20 protein-coding genes and 1 pseudogene are annotated in these 19,201 nt (G+C 67.0%); 7 read left to right on the top strand and 14 right to left on the bottom strand.

The window, feature by feature from the left end; genetic code table 11:
• Positions 1–174 precede the first annotated feature (174 nt).
• The 4 genes from AC1DY5_RS11780 to AC1DY5_RS11765 are packed head-to-tail and all read right to left on the bottom strand — an operon-like array spanning position 175 to position 4,109.
• Complete coding sequence (locus AC1DY5_RS11780) at positions 175–600, bottom strand: GlcG/HbpS family heme-binding protein (protein ID WP_478111466.1); 426 nt, start codon at positions 598–600, stop codon at positions 175–177.
• On the bottom strand, positions 588–1,514 hold the full coding sequence (locus AC1DY5_RS11775; RefSeq protein ID WP_478111465.1) for an SMP-30/gluconolactonase/LRE family protein: 927 nt from the start codon (positions 1,512–1,514) through the stop codon (positions 588–590). The genes AC1DY5_RS11780 and AC1DY5_RS11775 overlap by 13 nt, the downstream gene beginning before the upstream one ends.
• Positions 1,508–2,401, bottom strand: a complete 894-nt coding sequence (locus AC1DY5_RS11770) for an SMP-30/gluconolactonase/LRE family protein (RefSeq protein ID WP_478111464.1) — start codon at positions 2,399–2,401, stop codon at positions 1,508–1,510. Before AC1DY5_RS11770 ends, AC1DY5_RS11775 begins: the two co-directional genes overlap by 7 nt.
• Positions 2,391–4,109, bottom strand: a complete 1,719-nt coding sequence (locus AC1DY5_RS11765) for a thiamine pyrophosphate-binding protein (protein ID WP_478111463.1) — start codon at positions 4,107–4,109, stop codon at positions 2,391–2,393. The genes AC1DY5_RS11770 and AC1DY5_RS11765 overlap by 11 nt, the downstream gene beginning before the upstream one ends.
• 113 nt (positions 4,110–4,222) lie before the next feature.
• Here AC1DY5_RS11765 and AC1DY5_RS11760 point away from each other — a divergent pair, with 113 nt between their 5' ends.
• The 4 genes from AC1DY5_RS11760 to AC1DY5_RS11745 all read left to right on the top strand — a co-directional run bounded on the left by AC1DY5_RS11760 (position 4,223) and on the right by AC1DY5_RS11745 (position 7,416).
• Positions 4,223–5,161 (top strand): LysR substrate-binding domain-containing protein, encoded by a 939-nt coding sequence (locus AC1DY5_RS11760; RefSeq protein WP_478111462.1) that lies wholly within the window; start codon positions 4,223–4,225, stop codon positions 5,159–5,161.
• A 109-nt stretch (positions 5,162–5,270) separates the two neighbouring features.
• Positions 5,271–6,266 (top strand): tripartite tricarboxylate transporter substrate binding protein, encoded by a 996-nt coding sequence (locus AC1DY5_RS11755; RefSeq protein WP_478111461.1) that lies wholly within the window; start codon positions 5,271–5,273, stop codon positions 6,264–6,266.
• Positions 6,267–6,287: 21 nt separating this feature from the next.
• Positions 6,288–6,866: a cupin domain-containing protein gene (locus AC1DY5_RS11750; protein ID WP_478111460.1), complete on the top strand. Its 579-nt coding sequence runs from the start codon at positions 6,288–6,290 to the stop codon at positions 6,864–6,866.
• Positions 6,850–7,416 (top strand): cupin domain-containing protein, encoded by a 567-nt coding sequence (locus AC1DY5_RS11745; protein WP_478111459.1) that lies wholly within the window; start codon positions 6,850–6,852, stop codon positions 7,414–7,416. Before AC1DY5_RS11750 ends, AC1DY5_RS11745 begins: the two co-directional genes overlap by 17 nt.
• Before the next feature lie 329 nt (positions 7,417–7,745).
• Here AC1DY5_RS11745 and AC1DY5_RS11740 read toward each other — a convergent pair whose 3' ends face one another.
• The 4 genes from AC1DY5_RS11740 to AC1DY5_RS11725 form a co-directional block, all read right to left on the bottom strand.
• On the bottom strand, positions 7,746–7,919 hold the full coding sequence (locus AC1DY5_RS11740; RefSeq protein ID WP_478111458.1) for a hypothetical protein: 174 nt from the start codon (positions 7,917–7,919) through the stop codon (positions 7,746–7,748).
• A gap of 415 nt (positions 7,920–8,334) precedes the next feature.
• The gene (locus AC1DY5_RS11735) at positions 8,335–8,622 is read right to left on the bottom strand and encodes a cation diffusion facilitator family transporter (RefSeq protein WP_478111457.1); all 288 of its coding nucleotides are present in this window, start codon (positions 8,620–8,622) and stop codon (positions 8,335–8,337) included.
• A gap of 362 nt (positions 8,623–8,984) precedes the next feature.
• Positions 8,985–9,467 carry a response regulator transcription factor gene (locus AC1DY5_RS11730; protein WP_478111456.1) on the bottom strand — a complete coding sequence of 161 codons (483 nt, stop codon included), beginning with the start codon at positions 9,465–9,467 and terminating at the stop codon, positions 8,985–8,987.
• A 146-nt stretch (positions 9,468–9,613) separates the two neighbouring features.
• Complete coding sequence (locus tag AC1DY5_RS11725) at positions 9,614–9,997, bottom strand: hypothetical protein (protein WP_478111455.1); 384 nt, start codon at positions 9,995–9,997, stop codon at positions 9,614–9,616.
• Positions 9,998–10,092: 95 nt separating this feature from the next.
• Between AC1DY5_RS11725 and AC1DY5_RS11720 the strand changes: the two genes are divergently transcribed.
• From AC1DY5_RS11720 to AC1DY5_RS11710, 3 genes are read left to right on the top strand one after another with little or no spacing between them, the layout of a single operon-like run.
• Positions 10,093–10,962 carry a S1C family serine protease gene (locus tag AC1DY5_RS11720; RefSeq protein ID WP_478111454.1) on the top strand — a complete coding sequence of 290 codons (870 nt, stop codon included), beginning with the start codon at positions 10,093–10,095 and terminating at the stop codon, positions 10,960–10,962.
• A 26-nt stretch (positions 10,963–10,988) separates the two neighbouring features.
• Positions 10,989–11,336 (top strand): response regulator transcription factor, encoded by a 348-nt coding sequence (locus AC1DY5_RS11715; RefSeq protein WP_478111453.1) that lies wholly within the window; start codon positions 10,989–10,991, stop codon positions 11,334–11,336.
• A gap of 7 nt (positions 11,337–11,343) precedes the next feature.
• On the top strand, positions 11,344–12,345 hold the full coding sequence (locus AC1DY5_RS11710; protein WP_478111452.1) for a S1C family serine protease: 1,002 nt from the start codon (positions 11,344–11,346) through the stop codon (positions 12,343–12,345).
• Here the strand turns inward: AC1DY5_RS11710 and AC1DY5_RS11705 are convergent.
• From AC1DY5_RS11705 to AC1DY5_RS11680, 6 genes and pseudogenes are all read right to left on the bottom strand, one after another.
• A complete protein-coding gene (locus AC1DY5_RS11705; RefSeq protein WP_478111451.1) occupies positions 12,342–12,596 on the bottom strand; it encodes an SRPBCC family protein in 255 nt (84 codons plus the stop codon). The two genes, AC1DY5_RS11710 and AC1DY5_RS11705, sit on opposite strands and share 4 nt — an antisense overlap.
• Positions 12,597–13,120: 524 nt before the next feature.
• Complete coding sequence (locus AC1DY5_RS11700; RefSeq protein WP_478111450.1) at positions 13,121–14,755, bottom strand: AMP-binding protein; 1,635 nt, start codon at positions 14,753–14,755, stop codon at positions 13,121–13,123.
• A 203-nt stretch (positions 14,756–14,958) separates the two neighbouring features.
• Positions 14,959–15,969, bottom strand: coding sequence for a YeiH family protein (locus AC1DY5_RS11695; RefSeq protein WP_478111449.1), 1,011 nt, complete (start codon positions 15,967–15,969; stop codon positions 14,959–14,961).
• Between the two features lie 247 nt (positions 15,970–16,216).
• Positions 16,217–17,593, bottom strand: coding sequence for an MFS transporter (locus AC1DY5_RS11690; protein WP_478111448.1), 1,377 nt, complete (start codon positions 17,591–17,593; stop codon positions 16,217–16,219).
• A 21-nt stretch (positions 17,594–17,614) separates the two neighbouring features.
• Positions 17,615–18,607, bottom strand: a complete 993-nt coding sequence (locus AC1DY5_RS11685) for a quinone oxidoreductase family protein (RefSeq protein WP_478111447.1) — start codon at positions 18,605–18,607, stop codon at positions 17,615–17,617.
• Between the two features lie 40 nt (positions 18,608–18,647).
• Positions 18,648–19,001: pseudogene (locus AC1DY5_RS11680) on the bottom strand (TauD/TfdA dioxygenase family protein); the annotation flags it as partial.
• Between the last annotated feature and the right edge of the window lie 200 nt (positions 19,002–19,201).

Here is a 19,201-nt window from a genome sequence, read left to right as displayed (position 1 = left end):
GGGCCCCAAAGGCGGTATGAGGGGCGTGCCCTGAAGCGGCGCTCAGCGCCCTCGGCGAGTGCCTACGCCCTCGACTTGGCACCTCGGTGATGCTTTCGACCCAATTTGCTTCGCGAGCTTCCTGCGCGTTGCTCCGCACTGCCTTCAGCGGAAAATCGAAAGACTCTCAGCTTCTCAGCCGGCCACGAGTCCCGCGGCCTGCACGCCGGCGATGCAGATCGTCTCGTCCTCGTCGCCGGTGCCACCGCTCGCGCCGACGGCACCAAGTACCGTGCCCTGCGCATCCTTGATCAGCACCGCACCGGTCTGCGGCAAGAATCGTCCGCCCGCAGTGGCGGCCAGCGAGATGAAGAAGTTGGGATTGCCCTGCGCCCGTTCGCCCAGAACGCGGCTCGAGACGCCCATGCCCACGGCCCCCCAGGCCTTGCCCTGTGCCACCTCGAAGCGGAACATGCTGGCCCCGTCTTCGCGCGCAAAGGCCTTGAGGTGGCCGGCCTCGTCGAGCACGGCAATGCCCATGGGTTTGTAGCCGGCCTGCTTCGAGTGCGCGAGCGCGGCGGCGATGATCCTGTTGGCCTGTGCCAGGGTCAGTGGGGCCATGGCCGCGCTCCTTTGCCGCTCCGGCGTGCCCGGTAGAGGTGGCCGTCGGTGCTGCTGACGTAGAGTTCGTCGAGCGCCGCGCCGCCGAAGGAGCAGCGCACCGGCGCATCTCCAGGAAAGGCGTGGGTTGCCAGCAGCTGGCCCGAGGGCGCGAAGACGTAGATCAGCGGGCCCGGGCCGGCATCGCGGCCGCCGCCGCATGCGATGACGCAGCCTGCCTCGTCCAGGCACAGCCCCTCGATGCCGCGATGCGCACCGCGGTGGTCGCTACCGAAGGTGTGCAGAACGGTGAAGGCACCGACCGTGCCGTCCGGCCTGATCGGGTAAGCGCGCAGTTCGCGCACGGTGCTGCGGAGCGTGTCGCCTTCCGCCACGTACAGCATGGTCTCGTCGGCCGACAGCAGCACGGCGCGCGGCACGGTGGTGTCGAAGGTGACCCGGCGAATCTGCCAGGCGCGGCGCTCATCGCGCTCCAGCCGCAGCACCGACGCATGGTCAAGCGGCGGGAACACTTGCGGGCCAAATGCATGCACGCCGTGGTGCGGATCCGAGAACCAGACACGGTTGCGGCTGTCGACCACGACATCGCACGGGTGGTTGTGCACGGCGCCGGCCAAGCGCAGACCCGTGACGGCAGCGCTGCCATCTGGCAGGTACTGGATGACGCGCCGACCGCCTTCCTGTGCCGCATAGACCGAGCCATCGCCTGCAACGGCCAGGCCGTTGGCGCGGCCGCTGTATTTGCGCCAGTCGTCCACGGCGCCTGTCCCGGGGTCGAAGCGTTTGACGACCATGGCGTCCGGCAGGCTGAAGAGCACGGCGTGGCCATCCCACGCGACGCCGCCCATGTTGCCCTTGAATGGGCCTGCGACTGGTTCGAAATACCAGTTGCCGTTCGAGAGCGCGTTCACCACGGCGACACCCCCGGAATCTTCAGGCGGGTCCGCACCAACTGCTGAAAGGTCGTGACGTAGAGCGAACACATGTCCTCGTCTCCCCATGCCATGTTGGTGCAGTGGCCCGGAATCCGCAGCCGTCCCAGCAGGCGCCCGTCGGGGGCGATGACATGCACGCCGCCGGGCCCGGTGCAGTAGACGTTGCCTTCCACGTCCACCTTCATCCCGTCGGCCACGCCGGCTTCGGCGCCCGTGAGCTTGTGAAAGAGTCGGCCGGGGCCGACGCTTCCGTCGTGATGCACGTCAAACACGCGGATGATCCCGAGCTGCGTGTCGTTGACGTAGAGCTGTTTCTCATCCGGCGTGAAGGCCAGTCCGTTCGGATAGGCGCAGTCGGCGATCGCGAGCGCGACCGTGCGGCCGTCGGGCGACAGTCGGTAGACGCCCTGCACGTCGAGGTAGCGCTGCACGTCCTCGGCGACCATGCCGGGGATGACCAGGCCGCCGGCCGAATCGGTCCACCACGTCGAGCCGTCGGACTTCACGACGATGTCGTTCGGGCTGTTGAACTTCTTGCCGTCGTAGTGTTCGGCGATGCTCGTGATGACGCCGTCATGCTCGAAGCGCCAGATGCTGCGGCTGCACCAACCCGCAACAGTCAGGCGGCCTTCCAGATCGAAGGTGAGGCCGTTGGCGTGGCGCGACGGCCGCAGCACCACCTCGCGGCCCACACCCGGTGTCCAGCGCCAGATCGTGTTGCCGATGATGTCGACCCAGTACATCACGCCTTTGCGGCGGTCCCAGACAGGGCCCTCGCCGAAGCTCATGCCCTGGGCGATGCTGTCGAGCGGCGGGTGGCGATCGGCCACGCGGTCGAAGCCCTCGCTATGCAGATCAGTATCCATGTCGGCCCTCCGGGGTCCAGCCTTGCGGCGCGAAGGCGTCGATGTCGCTGATCACATCGATCACGACGGGTTTGTTCGTTGCCAAGGCGCGTGTGAGCGCGGCCTTCAGTTCATCGGGATGCTCGACGCGGATGCCTTCGCAGCCGAACGAGCGCGCCACCGCGGCGAAGTCGATCTTCTCGAACCGCCACAGGTCCTCGGTCCGCGCTTGCGCGGCCTCGCCCTCGGGATAGACCTTGTCCCACAGCGGTATCTCCTGGTTGAGGGCGCTGTTGTTGTTCACCACCACGACCAAGTTGATGCCGAAGCGCGCCGCCGTCTCCAGCTCGGCGATGTGGTAATAGAACGCTCCGTCGCCGGTGAAGCAGATGACCGCGCGATCGGGTTGGGCGCACTTGACGCCCATCGCGCCCGGAAAACCCCAGCCCATCGAGCCGGCCGCGCGGACGAAGCGCTGCGCAGGCTGAGTCAGCTCGACCATCGCGGCGCACCACATGCCCGAGTGTCCGGTGTCGCACACCACGATGCCGTCGGCGGGCAGGACGTCGGTGATGTCCTGACAGATGCGCTCCGGGCGGATCGGCACGGCATCGGAGTTCCGCAGCGGGTCCGCCGCCTTGCGCCAGTCGCCAACCAACTCGCCGACGCGCGCCACCCAGTTCTCGCGGCGCTCATGGACGGCCGGTGCGGCCCCCTCCATCACGTCGATCACGTCAATCAGTTGTGCGAGCGTCGCCTTCGCATCGCCGGCGAGAGACACCGCGTTGGGATAGTTGCGGCCCAGTTCCTGCGGGTCGATGTCGAGCTGTAGCACGGTCGTTCCTTTGCGCGGCACCTTCCAGTCGACCGTCACCTGGCCGCCCGTTTGGCTGCCGATGAAGAACACCAGGTCGGCTTCGCACACCGCGCGGTTGGCGCATTCGCGCGAGTAAGAGCCGACGACGCCGACCGACAGCGGGTCGCGCTCGTCGATCGTTCCCTTGCCGTTGAGCGAGGTCGCTACCGGGATGCGCAGGCGCTTCGCCAGCGCGACGACCTCGGCTTGCGCGCCGGAGGAGGTCACGCCGCCACCGGCCACGATGATCGGCCGTTCGGCGTGCACCAGCATCGTCGCGGCATCGGCGATCGTCTGCGCATCGGCCGCCGGCCGGAAGGGCGGCACCTGTCCGAAGCGCGGCTCGGCCAGGGCGTCCAGCTCGGCCTTGGCATAGGACGAATTGCCGTGCGGCCCGCGAATCTGCAAGTGCACCGGGCCGGGCGCGCCGGTGGTCGAGGCCCGGAAGGCCTGGCGCAGCAGGTCGGGCAGGCGGCTCACCTCGTCGACACGCACGTTGAACTTGGTCACAGCGTCGAACTGCGAAAGATCCTGCACTTCCTGGTAGGCGTTGCGGTACTGCGCGTGCACCGGTGGCCCGCCGCTGATGGCGACCACCGGCGCGCCGGCCATGAAGGCGTCGCGCAGCCCGGCCGCGAGGTTCGAGCCGCCGATCTGCTGTGCCATGCAGATGCCGGGCCTGCCGCTCGCGCGGGCATAGCCGTCGGCCATGTAGGCGGCGGATTTCTCGCCGTGGGTCATGATGCGGCGGATCGGCATGTGCTCCATCTCGGCGATGCCGCCCAGCATGATCGCGGGGATGTAGAAGACGTGCGTGACGCCGTAGGCCGCCAGCATTTCGGCGAAAAGGCGCGAGCCTGTCATTTCGGGCATGAGATCTTCCAGTCCTCTTGCAGTGGTGTGGCCGCGGATCGTAGGAGCCGGTCTCGATTCCGAAAAGGATTATTTCTTTATCAGTCGAGACCGAAAAGTTATAGTCGCGTCCCATGACCTTGCAGCAACTTCGCTACCTCTGCGGCGTCGTCGACGCCGAACTCAGCGTGTCGCGGGCGGCGCGCGCGCTGCACACTTCGCAACCCGGCATCAGCAAGCAGATCCAGATGCTGGAGCGCGAGCTCGGCGTCGATGTGCTGATCCGCCAGGGCAACCGCATCACGGGCTTGACCGAGGCCGGCGCGGACGTGCTGGAGGTCGCGCGGCGCATGCTGCTCGACGCCGAGCACCTCAAGCGCATCGGCGAGGAACACACGCACCGCACCGAAGGCCGCCTGGTCGTCGCGACGACGCACATCCAGGCTCGCTACATGCTGCGCGATGTCATCCGGGGCTTCACCGTGCGGTACCCCGAAGTGCGGCTCGCGCTGCGCCAGGGCAGCCCGGCGCAGATCGCGCAATGGGTCGTCTCCGGCGAGGCCGACATCGGCATCGCCGGCCGGCCGCCCGAGAGTCCGCCGGAGCTGGTGTTCCTGCCGGGCGAGCCGGTCGAGCGCTGCGTGATTGCGCCGCGCGCACATCCGCTGCTGCAGTCGCGCAAGAAGCTCACGCTGGCGGCCATCGCGGCCTATCCCATCATCACGCTCGACGCGAGCTTCGCGGGGGGCTGGGCGGTGCGCGACGCGTTCCAGGCCGCCGACATCGTGCCCAACATCGTCCTGAGCGCGATTGACGTCGACGTGATCAAGACCTACGCCGAACTCGGACTCGGCGTAGCCATCGTGCCCTCGGTGGCGTACGAGCCGGCTCGCGACAAGACGCTCGCGATGCGCCCCGCCGGCAGCCTTTTCGCGCCCACCGTCACGCAGATCGAACTGCGCCGCGGCAACTACCTGCGCAGCTACATGGTTGACTTCATCGGCATGGTGCAGCCGCGCTGGGACCGTGCCGCGATCGAGAAAGCCTTGCGCGCCGGCACGCAGGAGCTATAACGCCAAGGAATGGCGCTATAGATAAATAGTTCTTTCAAGAATAAGCCGCGGCCCCTAGCATCCGTTGCGACGGTGCTCGTGCACGGTGAAGATTCCTGGAGACAACGCGATGCTGCTGCCCACTCGACTGGGTTCCCCGCCCGTGGCGAAATGCCGCCTTCCGCGCGGCTGGCAGGCCGGGCTGGCGCTGCTGCTGTTCTGCGGTGCCGCGGCGCCGCAGGACTATCCGAGCCGGCCGACGCGCATCATCGTCGGTCCCGGTCCCGACGCATTGGCCCGCMTCGTGGCGCAGAAGCTGGGCGAGAACTGGGGCCAGCCGGTCATCGTCGACCAGCGGCCCGCCGCCGGTGGCATCGTCGCGGCCGACGCGGTCGCCAAGTCGGCGGCCGACGGCTACACGCTGCTGCTCTCGACGGGCTCCTACACCATCAACAGCGTGCTCCAGCCCAAGGCACCCTACGACTTCCAGCGCGATCTAGCGCCGGTCAGCTTGATGGCGACGCTGCCGTTCATTTTGGTCGTCAATCCGTCGCTTCCGATCCATTCGGTGGGGGAACTCGTCGCGCTCGCGAAGACGAAGCCGGGCAAATTGGACTATGCATCGTCGGGCAACGGAACGCCGGCGCACTTGGCCGGCGAGATGCTCAAGCAGATGGCTCAAATCGACATGGTGCACGTCGCCTACAAGGGTGCGGCACCGGGCGTGACAGACGTCATGGGAGGGCAGGTCGGATTGATGTTCGTGCCGGCGCCGTCGGCGCTTCCCCTGGTCAAGAGCGGCAAGCTGCGCGCGATCGCGGTCAGCGGCCCCAAGCGCTATGCCGCGCTGCCCGATGTGCCGACCGTGGCCGAGCAGGGCTATCCGGATTTTTCCGTGGTCGGATGGAACGGCGTGCACGTCGCCGCGAAGACGCCGCCCGCGATCGTCGCGAGGCTCTCGGCAGACATCGCGCGGATCATGCACATGCCCGATGTCGCGGCGAACGCCGAGGCCGCGGGCTTCGAGCCGGCTGGTTCGAGCCGCGAGGAGTTCGAGGCTTTCGTGAAAGCCGACATCGCCCGCTCAGCCAAGGTCATCAAGGCCGGCAACATCCAGTCCGATTGAGCGCTCGCCATGCCCGTACCGATGAAGCCTGTCCGCCGCGTCGTTACCGGCCAGGACGCGGAGGGACGCTCGATCGTCCTCTACGACAGCGCCGCGCCCAATGTGAATGTCGGAGGCGTGGCCGCCAGCGCGGGCATGACCGATGTCTGGGTCTTCGCTCGTTGTCCCGCGCCGGTAACGGGCACACGCGACGACGGCGCCGGGCCCTTCCGCTTCGATCCGCCGCCGGCGGGCGGCCACCTTCGCATCGTGCACTCGGCCGGCAAGCCGGCGAACTACGACGCGGCATCGGACTCGAGCGCCGTCGCGTCGCACGCACCGCGGCTGCGTCCCAACGGCCATACCTGGGACCGCGGCRGCCAGAATGCCTTCAGCTCGCCGGTGCACCGCTCGCAGACGGTGGACTACGGCGTGCTCATGGAAGGGCTGCGCACCTTGCGCTTGGACGACGGCGACCGCGTCATGCTTCCCGGCGATACGGTCGTGCAATTGGGCAACTGGCACGGCTGGACCAACCCCGATGCGCCGAGCCTGATGGCGTTCGTGATGATGGGCGGTGCGACCGAGAAGAAAGAACCGGACGATGAAAACGATCGCTGACCGCGAAGTGCGCCGCATCGTCACCGCCGACGGCGACGACGGCCGGTCTCGAGCGCTCGCCGACGGCCCTGTCGACGATGTGTTGCGCGACCCCGCGCGTCCCGGCTTTCGGAGTGCGCGCGTCTGGGCGACCGACCGCACGCCTGCAGCACATCTGACGGCGCGGCAGGTGGCGCAGCTGCCCGGATTGATCGAGCCGCCACCGGGCGGATCGCTCTTCCGCATCGTCACCGTGCCGCCCGATGCCATTTGGCAGGGCCAGGTGTCGCCTGCCGCGGCGCGCGCCTTCTTTGCGAGCGCCGGGTCGCCGTATGCGTGGTGTGGCGACGATGCGCGCCACCTCTACATGCAGCAGGGGCGCACGCTGGACCTATGCGTGGTGCTCGAGGGCGTGATCACACTCGTGCTCGACACGGCCGAACTCGCTTTGCGCGCCGGCGACACCGTGGTCCAGCGCGCTACGCGTCATGCCTGGAGCAACCGCTCGCCGCGGGCGGCCGTAATCGCCGTCTCATCGCACGACGCCGAGGCGCCCGGGCCCGGCCCATAGCATGGACCTGTGCTTCTTATGCTTAGTTCGTGAGTGCGACGGAACAGCCGAAGCCATGGACGCCGCGGGAACAGCACTGTTCTGCAAGCCCTAGGAGCGGCGCGTATTCTGTTGTCCCGGGCGACGCGACCCCATGATCGTTGGCACCGGGTCGTATCGAACTTCCACCCATGGAATGCGCGGAAACGCACAGACGCTGATCAAGATCATCGGCAGCAGCATCGAAAGACGCACGAACCGCGGGAAGGCCTGCCGGGAGCTCTAGGCGATCGGCATCGCGCGCGTCGAGAGACTTCGCGAATGTCTGCGCAGCGCCGAGAAGCGGCGCCTCAGGGAACCGCAGGCGCTGATTTGCTAAGGGCAGACGCTCCGGCCTCGATGAAGAGCCGCTTGATCATCGGGTAGCGCGCCCGCACGCGCGCCTCGATGGCGGCGATTGCGGCGGCCGCGTTCTCGGTCGAGGTGCCGTCGGCAAAGTCCCAGATCGATGACTGCCAAGACATCGCTTGGACCCATGTACATCGAGAGGATGCGCCCAACCGTATAGACGCCGGGCTGCTCGCGCGCGATGGCGCGGACCAGTAGCACCGCGTCCCCCGCCAACAGCAGCCCGATCACGAGCGACGCGACCCCGTCGAGTTCCGGTTTCTCCAGTCGATGACCCATATCAGATAGATGTCAGCCGCCGCGATCGCAAGACCCAGCAGGGCGCCCGCGTCTGCCGCCAGCACCGTGTATGTGGTCGGATCCTTGCTCGCATGATGTGCGCGCCAGAAGGGCCGGGCCCCGACCTCTTTCCTGAACTGACGCAGCGCGATCCCGAAACTCGTCCCTTCGAACAGGGCGGTGGCCGCCAGGACGACGTAGTTCCAGGTGGGGGTCTCGGATCGGCTCCGGCTGCTGAATGTGCTGGAAGCCCTAATAGATGGAAACGCCGCCACCGAGTCCGAAGATGAGCACTGCGACGATCAGGCTCCAGAAGTACAGTTCCTTGCCGTGGCCGAACGGATGCTCGTCGGTCGCCGGGCGCTTGCTGAGCCGAAGCCCGACCAGCAGCAGGATTCCGTTGAAGGTGTCGACTGCGCTGTGAACGCCTTCGGGCAGCATGGCCGAGCTGCCCGTGATGCCGGCGACGATGAACTTGGTGATCGCGATCGCAATGTTCGCCGCGATGGCACCGTAAATGGCGAGCTTGGATTCGACCATGGCGAGTAACGGGAAGCTATCCCGAACCGCAAGCCCGCAATGTAGGCGCCCGCCTCGGTTTGTCAGGGCGGGGCGGGGCGCGACGCGGCCGCGGGAGGCGCTTCAGACAGTCCTCGCGCACGATCGGGACCATGGTCTCGTAGCGGCGTGAACACCAACTAGACGCCGGACTGCGGATGCGAAGTCGTCGAGCTGGAAGCCTGCCGGCTCGCCGTCCTGCGCCAGGAAGTAGGTAGGACACGAAACTTGTCCTACGCGCCGACTGGATGCGTGATTACCGGGGCGCGTTGAAGCCTTGCCTACTTTGGGCACCGGAGCGCCATCGCTCCGAACACTCAAGAGGCATACACATGGCAAATCAATCAGGTCAGAACAATCCCAACCAGACCGGCAATCAGCCGAGCAACCCAGGCCAGCAGCAGCAGGATCCCGGAAAGCAACAACCGGGACAAGGAAGCCCGAGTAACCCTGGGCAGCAACAGCAAGACCCGGGTAAGCAGCAGCCAGGTCAACAACCAGGTCAAGGCACGCAGCAGCAACCTGGCCAGAAGCGTTGAGGAAGCTTCCGCCCGGTTCGATGCCGGGCGGTTGACGGTTAGATCCCTGCGCAGCGGCGATTTGCTCCTGCTGTGTCGAAGGAAACCATTCGACCTGGCGTAGTCCAGCGCCTGTGAGCGGCTGTTCACGCCCAGACGCTTGTGCTTGTACGAGCGCGACATGTGCACCTTGACTGTGTCCTCGCTGATACCGAGGCGGTTGGCCATGTCGCCGTTGGTCGCGCCCTCGTTGATGGAGACCCCGAAGATGAGTACCCAGAATGCGTGTACCGGCGCGACGTTTGTCACGGCCGCGCCTTTTGAAGCCTGCTCGAAGGATGATGTCCATCTAGTTATGTGACGATGCGGTTCGTTATATATTGAATCATTTCCAGGACCAAGAAGGAGAACTTCAAGGTCGTGTCAATGACGAATCGACCGACCTCCTTTCGGTTTCACAGGGCGCGCCACGCGTCCAGGCAGTGCGCCGCCAGCGCGGTGACCCAGAAAGGTTCATCCGGATCGAAAGCAAGCCCGAACATCGGCGTGACGAGAAAGCCCGCCCTCTCGAACGCCGACGGATCTGTCGCTCGAACAAAGGAAGCCAGTGCGGCAAATGGCACCGACAAATTGCCGATGTTCACGACCGGCGCCCGCAGGGTGATCTCTTCCAGCCTGCCGCAATCCTGAAAGCGGTAGACCACCGAGTCATAGTCGAGCTCATGCAGCCCGACGTCGTTCCGGCACGATCTCATGGGCTCGCCGCGCATCCTCAGGACCTCTTCCCTGGAGGCCGAGAACGGTGTGTCATCGACGCGGACGAACGGCTGCAGCTTCATGGGTTGAACAGTATGCACACCCTGCCCATCCGGGCAGTAGCGCCAGCCCTTGTGCCTTCACACAATGAAGCCATCTAAGTCCCATGGCCGAAACGATGTCCTCATCTCTCGAACAACTGTCCGCGGCAATGGCCGATGCGGTGGCTGCTGCGTCCGGCAGCGTGGTGGCGGTGCACACCGGGCGTTCGCGCGCGAGCGGCTTTGCGTGGCGCGAAGGGCTGGTCGTCACCTGCGAAGAGGCGCTGCCCGACGACGCGGACGTGACGGTCTGCCTGCCCGGCGGCGCGAGCGCGCGGGCAACGCTCGTCGGGCGCGACGCCGGCACCGACATCGCCCTGCTGCGCATCGATGGCGCTGCGCCCTCCCCAATCGCGTTCGACGCGGCGCCGGTGCGCGTCGCATCCATGGCACTCTCGGTGGGATCGCTCGCCGGCACGCCGGTCGCTGCGGCAGGCGTGGTTTCGCTGGCGGCGCCCGCATGGCGCAGCCTGCGCGGTGGCGACATCGACGCACGGATCGAGCTCGGGCTGACGATGCGCCGCATCGCCGAAGGCGGACTGGCGCTGGATGCGCAAGGCCGGGCCATCGGCATGAGCGTCTTCGGGCCGCGCCGCCGCGTGCTCGTCATTCCGGGCGCGACGATCGACCGCGTGGCCGCGCAGTTGGCCGCCCACGGCCGGGTGCCGCGAGGCTACTTGGGTCTGGGCCTCCAGCCGGTGAAGATCGAGCCCGAGGGCATTGGCGCCATGGTGATGAGCATCGACCGCGACGGACCGGCCGCGGCGGCGGGCCTGCGCCAGGGCGACGTGATCGTGGCCTGGAACGGCGAGCCGGTGCGCAGCGTGCAGATGCTGCTGCGCGCGCTGGGGCCCGCCAGCGTGGGCACCGTCGTGGCGCTGTCGCTGCGGCGCGCGGGCGAGCCCGGCGAGGCGCAGATCACCATTGGCGAAAGGCCGGCCGATTGAACAGCACGAGCGCCACGGAGCCGATCGTGATCGCGATCGATGTGGCCGATGCCGCGCTGTCGGAGCGCCTGCTCGCGTCGCTGGCGGACGTGCCGGGGCTGCGTGTCGCGCGGCGCGGCGAACCGGCCGATGCCAAAGTGGTGGCGGCCGATGCAACGACCGCGGCAGACACCGACGCGACGCTGACCCGGCGCGAACTCGAAGTGCTCGCCCTCATGGCCGAAGGAGCATCCAACAAGGCCATCGCCCGGCGGCTGGGCATTTCGGTGCACACGGCCAAGTTCCATGTCGGCTCGCTGCTCGACAAGCTGGATGCATCCGGCCGCACGGACGCGGTGGCGCAGGCGGTGCGGCAGGGTGTCATCCATCTTTGAGAAAACCATGTTCAACGACCACACCCCCTCTCCCTCCATCGACGGCAGCGCGCCCGAGCTGAACCAGGACGCGCTCATCGACGCCTACTCGCACGCGGTCGCGACGGTGGCCGACAACGTCGGCCCGGCCGTGGTGCGGGTGCAAAGCGGCACGGCCGGCCGCCGCGGCGGCCTGGGCTCGGGCGTGGTCATCGCCGGCGACGGGCTGGTGCTGACCAACAGCCACGTCGTCGGCGGCGCGCGGCGCGTGCGCATCGGGCTCGCGGAAGCCGGCGACAGGGAAGCCGAAGTGCTCGGCGACGATCCCGCCACCGATCTCGCGCTGCTGCGCGTGGAGCTTCCGCGCAGCGCGGCCACCGCGACGCTCGGGGATTCGAAAATGCTCAGGCGCGGCCATCTGGTCGTGGGCATCGGTAATCCGCTGGGCTTCGAATCGACCATCACCGCCGGCATCGTGTCGGCGCTGGGCCGCTCGCTGCGATCGCAGAGCGGGCACCTCATCGACGACGTGATCCAGACCGACGCGGCGCTCAATCCGGGCAACTCGGGCGGCGCGCTCGTGGCTGCGTCCGCGCAGGTGGTGGGCATCAACACGGCCATGATCGCGGGTGCGCAGGGGCTCGCGTTCGCGGTGTCGAGCAATACGGCGCGCTTCGTGATCGGCGAGTTCATCGCGCACGGCCGGGTGCGGCGCGCGCACCTCGGCATCGCGGCGCAGACGGTGCCGCTGCCCCGGCGCGTGGCGCTGGCCGTTCATTCGGGCGCCAACGCCGTGCGTGTCGGCGAAGTGCAGGCCGGCGGCGCAGCGGATCGGGCGGGCCTGCGCGTGGGCGACATCCTCATCGCGCTGGACGACGTGGTGGTGGCGGGAGCGGACGACCTACTGCGCCTGCTCGGCGCGGACCGCATCGGGCGGCCCGTGGAGGTGTCGCTTCTGCGCGAGGGCCGCCTCGTCACACGCATGGTGACGGCGCAGGAACGGCCGGTGCCGGCTTCCGCACGGCCCTAGGCGCTCGCCGCMTCGACGTCGCGATGGAACTTCGCCGAGCACCATTCGTTGGCGCCGAAGTGCAGGACCTTGTTCACGCCGCTGGCCAGCGTGGACTGGGCCGAGACGCCGAGCGCGAAGTCTTCGCCAAGCGCGCTCCAGAACGAATCGACATTCTTGCGCCCGTAATTGAGAGACTTCTCCGCCTTCGGCATCTCGGGGATCAGCGTGGCTCCCAGCACGCGCGACCGGCCGGGCGCCTCGGGCAGCACAGTGAGGACGTTGGCGTGGCCGCCCGGGTTTCGCGGCCGCGGCCAGGCGTGAGAACAAGCCGGCCACCGCCCTGCGCTTCAGCGAACTCGGTCAGCGTGGGTTGCTTCGGTGCCGACGTGATCCGATCCGGGTCCAGCAGGATCAGCCGGGGCGAGGACTTCTCCGAAGCCGACCAGCTGGAGGCTTACGAAGAACCCTACCCGCTCAGTGGCAGGGGAGGGCAGGGCAGGGGCGGCAGCGCCGCACCACCAGCAGCGCGGCAAAGCCGAGGTAGATGTCCATCGCCTGGCGTCTACAGCAGCTTTCTGCGCCACTCGGAGGCGGCGAATACCTGCACGAAAACCGAGATCACCCCGGCCTGGCGGCCGACGCGGATGGAAACGGGATGCCGCCGTGCCGAGCTCCATCATTTCGATGACGAACGGGCTTTGCGCCTTTGCCGCCTTGGTGCGAAGCGCGGCGCCACGGGACTTGTCGGCGCGGGGCGCGACGAGACTATGTGAACCGACCATGAGCCGGATCCTCAGGCGACGTCTCGCAACTCTCGTCGCAGGATTTTCCCTACGGTGGACTTGGGAAGGGAATCGACGATGCGCACGAGCTTGGGCACCTTGTACGCGGTAAGCGATGCGCGGCAGTGATCGATGACGTCCTGCTCGGTCAGGGCCGCGCCGGGCGCCTTCACGACGAAGAGGCGCAGGGCCTCCCCGGTCTTCTCGTCGGGCACGCCCACGCAGGCGCACTCGGCCACGCCGGGGCAGGCCGTCGCCACCGCTTCGATCTCGTTCGGGTAGACATTGAACCCCGAGACGATGATCATGTCCTTGATGCGGTCCACGATCTTGAGGTACCCCTGCTCGTCGAAGACGCCGACATCGCCAGTGCGAAAGTAGCCGTCTGGCGTGAAGGCGGATTCATTGGCCTCGGGTTTTTGCCAATAGCCGCTCATGACCTGGGGGCCGCTGGCGCAGATTTCGCCGGCCTGGCCCAGGGGCACCTCAAGGCCCTTTTCGTCAATCAGCTTGATATCCGTCGAGGGAAGGGGCAGCCCGGTCGTGCCGGAAAACGCTTCGACGAACGGCGGGTTGATGGACAGGATAGGGCTGGTTTCAGAGAGGCCGTAACCCTCCAGGATGAGGCGCCCCGTGACCTCCTTCCAGCGCGTGGAAGTCGCGCCGATCACCGCGGCCCCGCCGCCGATCGACAACCGCAGATTCGAGAAGTCCACCTCCTTGAGCCTGGGGTGGGCGGCAAGGCCCGCATAGAGGGTGTTGACACCGGAAAACATGCTCAGCCGGGACTGCTTGAAGGTGTCGATCAGGCCGTCCATGTCACGCGGATTGGCCACCAGCCAGTTCTCGGCGCCGACGGAGAAGTAGCTGATCAGGTTCACCATCAAAGCGAAGATGTGATAGAGCGGTAGCGCCGTCACCACCACCTCCTCACCGGGCCGGATGGTGTCCCGCATGAAGGCCTTGAACTGCTCGGTGTTGGCCACCAGGTTGCGATGCGACAGGCAGGCGCCCTTGGACACGCCGGTGGTGCCGCCCGTGTATTGCAGGAACAGCAGATCGTCGCCGGTCAGGGCGGGGACGCGATAGTCCGTGGGCTTGCCTTCGAGCAGGATGTCCGCAAGCGGCACGACGCCGCTCAGGCGCGCATCGGCTGCCGGCGCTGGCACCGGTTGCGGTAACCCATCGCCTGGGCCGGCCGTGATGGCGGTGCTGACGCCGGTGTCCTTGATCACCTCGGCGAGCGTCGGGGTGGATCCGTTGAAGGCGACGATGGTCTTCACACCGGCATCGTTGAGTTGATGCGCCAGTTCCCGCGCGGTATAGAGCGGATTCACGTTGACCTGCACCGCGCCCAGACGGGCGATGCCGATGAAGACCAGCGGAAAGGCCACCAGATTGGGCATCATGACCGCGATTCGGTCGCCCTTGCCGACGCCGAGCTCGCGCTGCAGATAGCTGGCGAGGCGCGCCGACAGCCGGTCGATGTCGCGGTAAGTCAGGCTTTGCCCAAATGACCGGAAGGCCGTCTTGTCGGCATATTTGCCCATGGCCTCTTCAAGCAGCGCGACGATCGAGCTGTAGGCATCGGGATTGATGTGCGGCGGGACGTCGCCGTACGACCGGAACCAGGGTCGCTGTGTCATCTATTTTGCCTCTGAAAGTTCATTCGGAAAGTCCTGGCGCAGGCGGGGCACCTGCGGTTTCGGCGCGGGGGTGAGAGCACCAACGGCAATTTTCTCGCAGGCGCCGGCGGCCCGCCACACAATTGATGGCAATCACCTGGTATTTGGGTGCGTCCGATCCACCACCGCGTCGCACGCAGGACCAGCTTGCGCTCCCTCAGGACTCAGAGGCCCCAGCGCAGCATGCCCACCACGAGCGCGGCCAGGAAGACCGTCTCGCCCACCATCAGCAGGATCGGCTTGAGGCCYACGGTTGCCAGCTCCTTGAGTTGGGTCTTCATTCCCAGGGCGCTGATGGCGATGACCAGGCACCAGCGCGACAGGTCRTTGGCGAAAGACTGCACCGGCGCCGGAATCCACCCGGTGCTGTTGACGGCAGCGAGTACGATGAAGCCCACCGCGAACCAGGGCAGCAGGGGCGGGCGCTTGCCTCCCTGTTCACCGCCACGGCCTCGGCTGATCATGACCGCACAGACGATGACCGGCAGCAGCATGGCCACCCGCATCAGCTTCACCACCGTGGCGGTATCTCCGGTCTGCTGCGACATTCCGTAGCCGGCYCCCACGACCTGGGCCACGTCGTGGATGGTTCCACCCAGGAATATGCCGGCCTGCGTCGCGTCGAGGCCGAACAGCTGGACCACCATCGGATAGACGATCATGGCCAGCGTCGACAGGGCCGAAACGCCGATGACCGTGAACAGGGTGGCCCGTTCCTTCCCCGGATGCGCCGGCAAGGCCGCCGCTAACGCCAGTGCTGCCGAGGCCCCGCAAATGGCGGTTGCGCCGCCAGTGAGCAGGCCGAACAGGGTCTGGAAACCCATGGCACGAGCGACGAGCATCGCCACGAGAATGGTCAGGATGACCGACCCCACGACGAGCACCACCGGATGCCATCCCAGCGCTGCAATCTGGGAAAACGTGATGCGCATGCCCAGCAGCGCCACGCCGATGCGCAGCACTTCACGCGATGTGAACTCGATGCCTGGCTTGCATTGGCCCTCCACGGCCAGGAAGTTCACCGCCATGCCCAGCAGCAGCGCAAACAGCATGACCGGCGCGTGGTAGTGCTCGGCCAGGAAGGTTGCTGCTGCYGCCACGACGACGCTCATCAGGAGGCCTGGAACGAGCAGGTTGACGCGTGCGCGCAGCACGCCTGAAGTGATTGTTTTCATATGCAAGGTCTTGGTCTTCGGGAAGGCTGGCGCTGAAGCCCGTGTGAAGTTGAAAAGGTGTCGAACGCCCGGATTCAGGCTCGTTACGATGTCTGCACACCTGCCGAAGCGCACCCGCGCTGTACGCCACGTACGCACAGATCAACAACAAGAACGGCCATGACCTCGGCATCGGCGGCAGGCCGGCGTTCGTTTTGAGGGGTACGTTCCAAGCCAAGTCGTCAGCAGGCTACGACTTGGGCATTCGTCACCCTTTCTGGTCTGAGGCTGGCCGCAATCCAGCTCCTGAATGGGCGGAAGGCTCGGCATCGACCGGCACCGTGGCCACGCGCTCCTTGTCGCCTTCGTAGCTGCGCGAGGCGAGAAGGAAGAACCCGGCGGCCAGGGCGCCGAACACCGGGATCAAGGTCATTGCGGTCTCGAGCCCGAGGCTGTCGGAGAGCACGCCGACGATGAACGGCCCTGCCGCCAGGCCGAAGAGGTTCTGGAACAGCGCCAGCACCGACGCGCCCGTGGCGCGCACGCCAGGATGGATGACGTCGATGACGATCGCCGTCACCGGGCCGACGCTGCAAGTCATGAGGAAGCCGCCGAGCGCGATAAGCGCGAACTGCAACGACAGGCCGAGGCCGGCCGAGCCGGTGGCAGCGAAGGTCGGCAGCAGCACCGCCATCGCGGCGATGCAGATCGCGGCCATCACGAACAGCTTGGAACGCGGGCGTCGCGAACCGGCACGATCTACGATGTTGCCCCAGAACACGCTGCCGGCGGCGCCGACCAGCACCACCAGCGCCGCGCGCACCGCCGCCTGGTCGGGCGGCAGGCCGTGAAAGCGGTTGAGGAAGCTGGGCAGCCACGACCACACCGACGACACCACCACCAGCTGTGCCGCGCCGCCCAGGCAGACCCACAGCATCGTGCGCGATTTGACCAGCGACTTGGCGATGAAGGCGACCGTGCTGCCAGTGGAGCGCGTGGCCGCGTTCAAGGCCGGCGTCAGCGCCACCGTCTTGTAGTCGCGCACCTTCAGGTACAGCAGCGCCAGCAGGAGTCCCGGGAAACCGACCACGCCGAAGGCGGCCTTCCAGCCCCATTTGGCGGCGATCAGCCCGCCCAGCAGAACGCCGAGCACCGAGCCGACCGAGGCAGCGGCGAAGAACGCCGCGAGCAGCGCGCCGCGCATGCGTGCCGGAAACAGGCTGGCAATCAGCGCCGCGCCGACCGAGCCGTAGCCCGCCTCGCCCAGGCCGACGAAGGCGCGGGCTGCCAGCAACTGGCCGTAGTTGCGGGTGAACATGCACGAGATCGACGCCAGGCTCCAAATGGTGGCCATCGTGACGATGCTCTTGACGCGGCTGGCGCGGTCGGCGATCAAGGCCACCGGCAGCGCGCCCAGCGCCACCGTGACCGAGACGATCGACACCAGCGCGCCGAGCTGTTTGTCCGACAGTCCCCAGTCGGTCTTCATGTACGGGAACAGCGAGACGATGACCTGCCGGTCGATGTAGTCGACCAGCATCAGCGTGAGCGTCATCGCGAAGGCGAACCAGGCCGGGCCGCGCCCGGTCAGGTAGGTATCGTCGCCGCCGGGACGACCGCTCGACTCTGGCAGATAGGTGGCCATGCTGTGTCGCCCCGGTATGGTTCAGGGCACGAGCACGGTTGCTCCAACGGTCTTGCGCGATTCGAGTGCTCGGTGCGCGTCGGCGGCGGCGGCCAGCGCGAAGCTCTGCTTCGGTTCGCCAACGATCTTGCCGGCCTTGACCAGGCCGAACAGCTCGTCGGCCATGGCCAGCATGTGCGAGCGCGGCGCGGCGTAGTGGATCATCGCCGGACGCGTGACCCAGATTGAACCCTTCACCGCGAGCAGCGTGGTGTCGATCACCACCGGCCCGGAAGTCGTACCGTTGCTCACCAAGGTGCCGCGCACCTGCAAGCTGTCGAGCGAGGCCATCAGCGTGTCCTTGCCCACCGAGTCGTAAGCCACCGGCACGCCCTTGCCGTCCGTGATCTCACGCACGCGCTTGGGGATTTCGCGTGTCATGTCCTCGGGCGTCATTGCGCCGGTGACGATGGTGTGCATGCAGCCGTGGGCCCGTGCGACCTCGGCCTTGCCTTCGGTGCTGACCGTGCCGATCATTGTCACGCCGACGGCGCGTGCCCACTGGCAGGCCACCAGGCCGACACCGCCGGCCGCGGCGTGGTACAGGATCGTCTCGCCGCCCTTCAGCGGGTACACTTGGCGGAATAGGTACTGCGCCGTCATGCCTTTCATCATCAGCGCCGAGGCGCTGCGGTCCGACACCTCCTCGGGAAGCGGGATCAGCACCTCGGCTGGCATAAGCCGTACATCCGAATACGCGCCCTGCGGCCCCAGCAGATAGCCGACGCGGTCGCCGACCTTGATGTCGGTCACGCCCGCGCCGACCGCCTCGACCACGCCCACCGCGTCCGAGCCCAGGCCATTGGGCAGCGGCATCGGATAACGCCCGGTGCGAAAGTAGATGTCGATGAAGTTCACCGCCACATAGGTGTGGCGCACACGCGCCTGGCCGGGGCCGGGCTCGCCGACATCGACGTCCTCAAGTGTCAGCAGCTCGGGACCGCCGGTTTGATGTAGTCGAATGGCCTTGGACATGGTCTTGTCTCCTCGCGTACCCAGTGGGCGCGCCGTGAGTTCAACAGGGCTTGTCGCCGACGATGCCGGCACGTTCCAGGTTGCGTACCGCCGGCCAGAAATCCTGCGCCGCATAGTGCTGCGTGCAACGATTGTCCCAGATGGCGACGCTGTTCGTCTTCCAGCGGAATCGCAACTGGTATTCGGGCACGCTTGCCTGGCTCATCAGGTAGTTCAATAGCACGCTGGCGCCGGGTGCGTAGTCCTCGCCGAAGCGCACGTTGTCGGGCGTGTGGAAGTTCGTGAAATGCGTGGTGAAGGCGTTGACAATCAGGACCTTCTCGCCGGTCTCCGGGTGCGTGCGCACCACCGGGTGCTCGGCGTCGGGGAACTGGGCGTGCAGCGCCAGGCGCCGCGGCCAGCAGCGTCTGCCAGTGCACGTCCACCTGATCGCGCAATCCGGGGACGATGAGGACCGTCGGGAAGGAGGAAGCACCGTTCATCGTCACGCCACCTTGCGCAGGTAGCCTTGCTGGCGTCCCTTGGGGTTGGGCGCGAAGCCGTTGGCGGCCAGGGTCTCCTCGACGGTGTCGTAGTCGACGGTGTCGTAGAAGA

Source organism: Variovorax sp. P4_D9 (genome assembly GCF_056401695.1).
Note: the sequence above shows the minus strand (reverse complement) of the source record. Positions and strands in the feature narration are given on the sequence as shown.

Coding starts and splice junctions, on each gene's coding strand:
- AC1DY5_RS11735 (WP_478111457.1), bottom strand. CDS start 8,622: ATGGTCGAATCCAAGCTCGCCATTTACGGTGCCATCGCGGCGAACATT.
- AC1DY5_RS11725 (WP_478111455.1), bottom strand. CDS start 9,997: ATGAAGCTGCAGCCGTTCGTCCGCGTCGATGACACACCGTTCTCGGCC.
- AC1DY5_RS11685 (WP_478111447.1), bottom strand. CDS start 18,607: ATGTCCAAGGCCATTCGACTACATCAAACCGGCGGTCCCGAGCTGCTG.
- AC1DY5_RS11745 (WP_478111459.1), top strand. CDS start 6,850: ATGAAAACGATCGCTGACCGCGAAGTGCGCCGCATCGTCACCGCCGAC.
- AC1DY5_RS11720 (WP_478111454.1), top strand. CDS start 10,093: ATGTCCTCATCTCTCGAACAACTGTCCGCGGCAATGGCCGATGCGGTG.
- AC1DY5_RS11740 (WP_478111458.1), bottom strand. CDS start 7,919: ATGTCTTGGCAGTCATCGATCTGGGACTTTGCCGACGGCACCTCGACC.
- AC1DY5_RS11690 (WP_478111448.1), bottom strand. CDS start 17,593: ATGGCCACCTATCTGCCAGAGTCGAGCGGTCGTCCCGGCGGCGACGAT.
- AC1DY5_RS11765 (WP_478111463.1), bottom strand. CDS start 4,109: ATGCCCGAAATGACAGGCTCGCGCCTTTTCGCCGAAATGCTGGCGGCC.
- AC1DY5_RS11780 (WP_478111466.1), bottom strand. CDS start 600: ATGGCCCCACTGACCCTGGCACAGGCCAACAGGATCATCGCCGCCGCG.
- AC1DY5_RS11700 (WP_478111450.1), bottom strand. CDS start 14,755: ATGACACAGCGACCCTGGTTCCGGTCGTACGGCGACGTCCCGCCGCAC.
- AC1DY5_RS11710 (WP_478111452.1), top strand. CDS start 11,344: ATGTTCAACGACCACACCCCCTCTCCCTCCATCGACGGCAGCGCGCCC.
- AC1DY5_RS11760 (WP_478111462.1), top strand. CDS start 4,223: ATGACCTTGCAGCAACTTCGCTACCTCTGCGGCGTCGTCGACGCCGAA.
- AC1DY5_RS11770 (WP_478111464.1), bottom strand. CDS start 2,401: ATGGATACTGATCTGCATAGCGAGGGCTTCGACCGCGTGGCCGATCGC.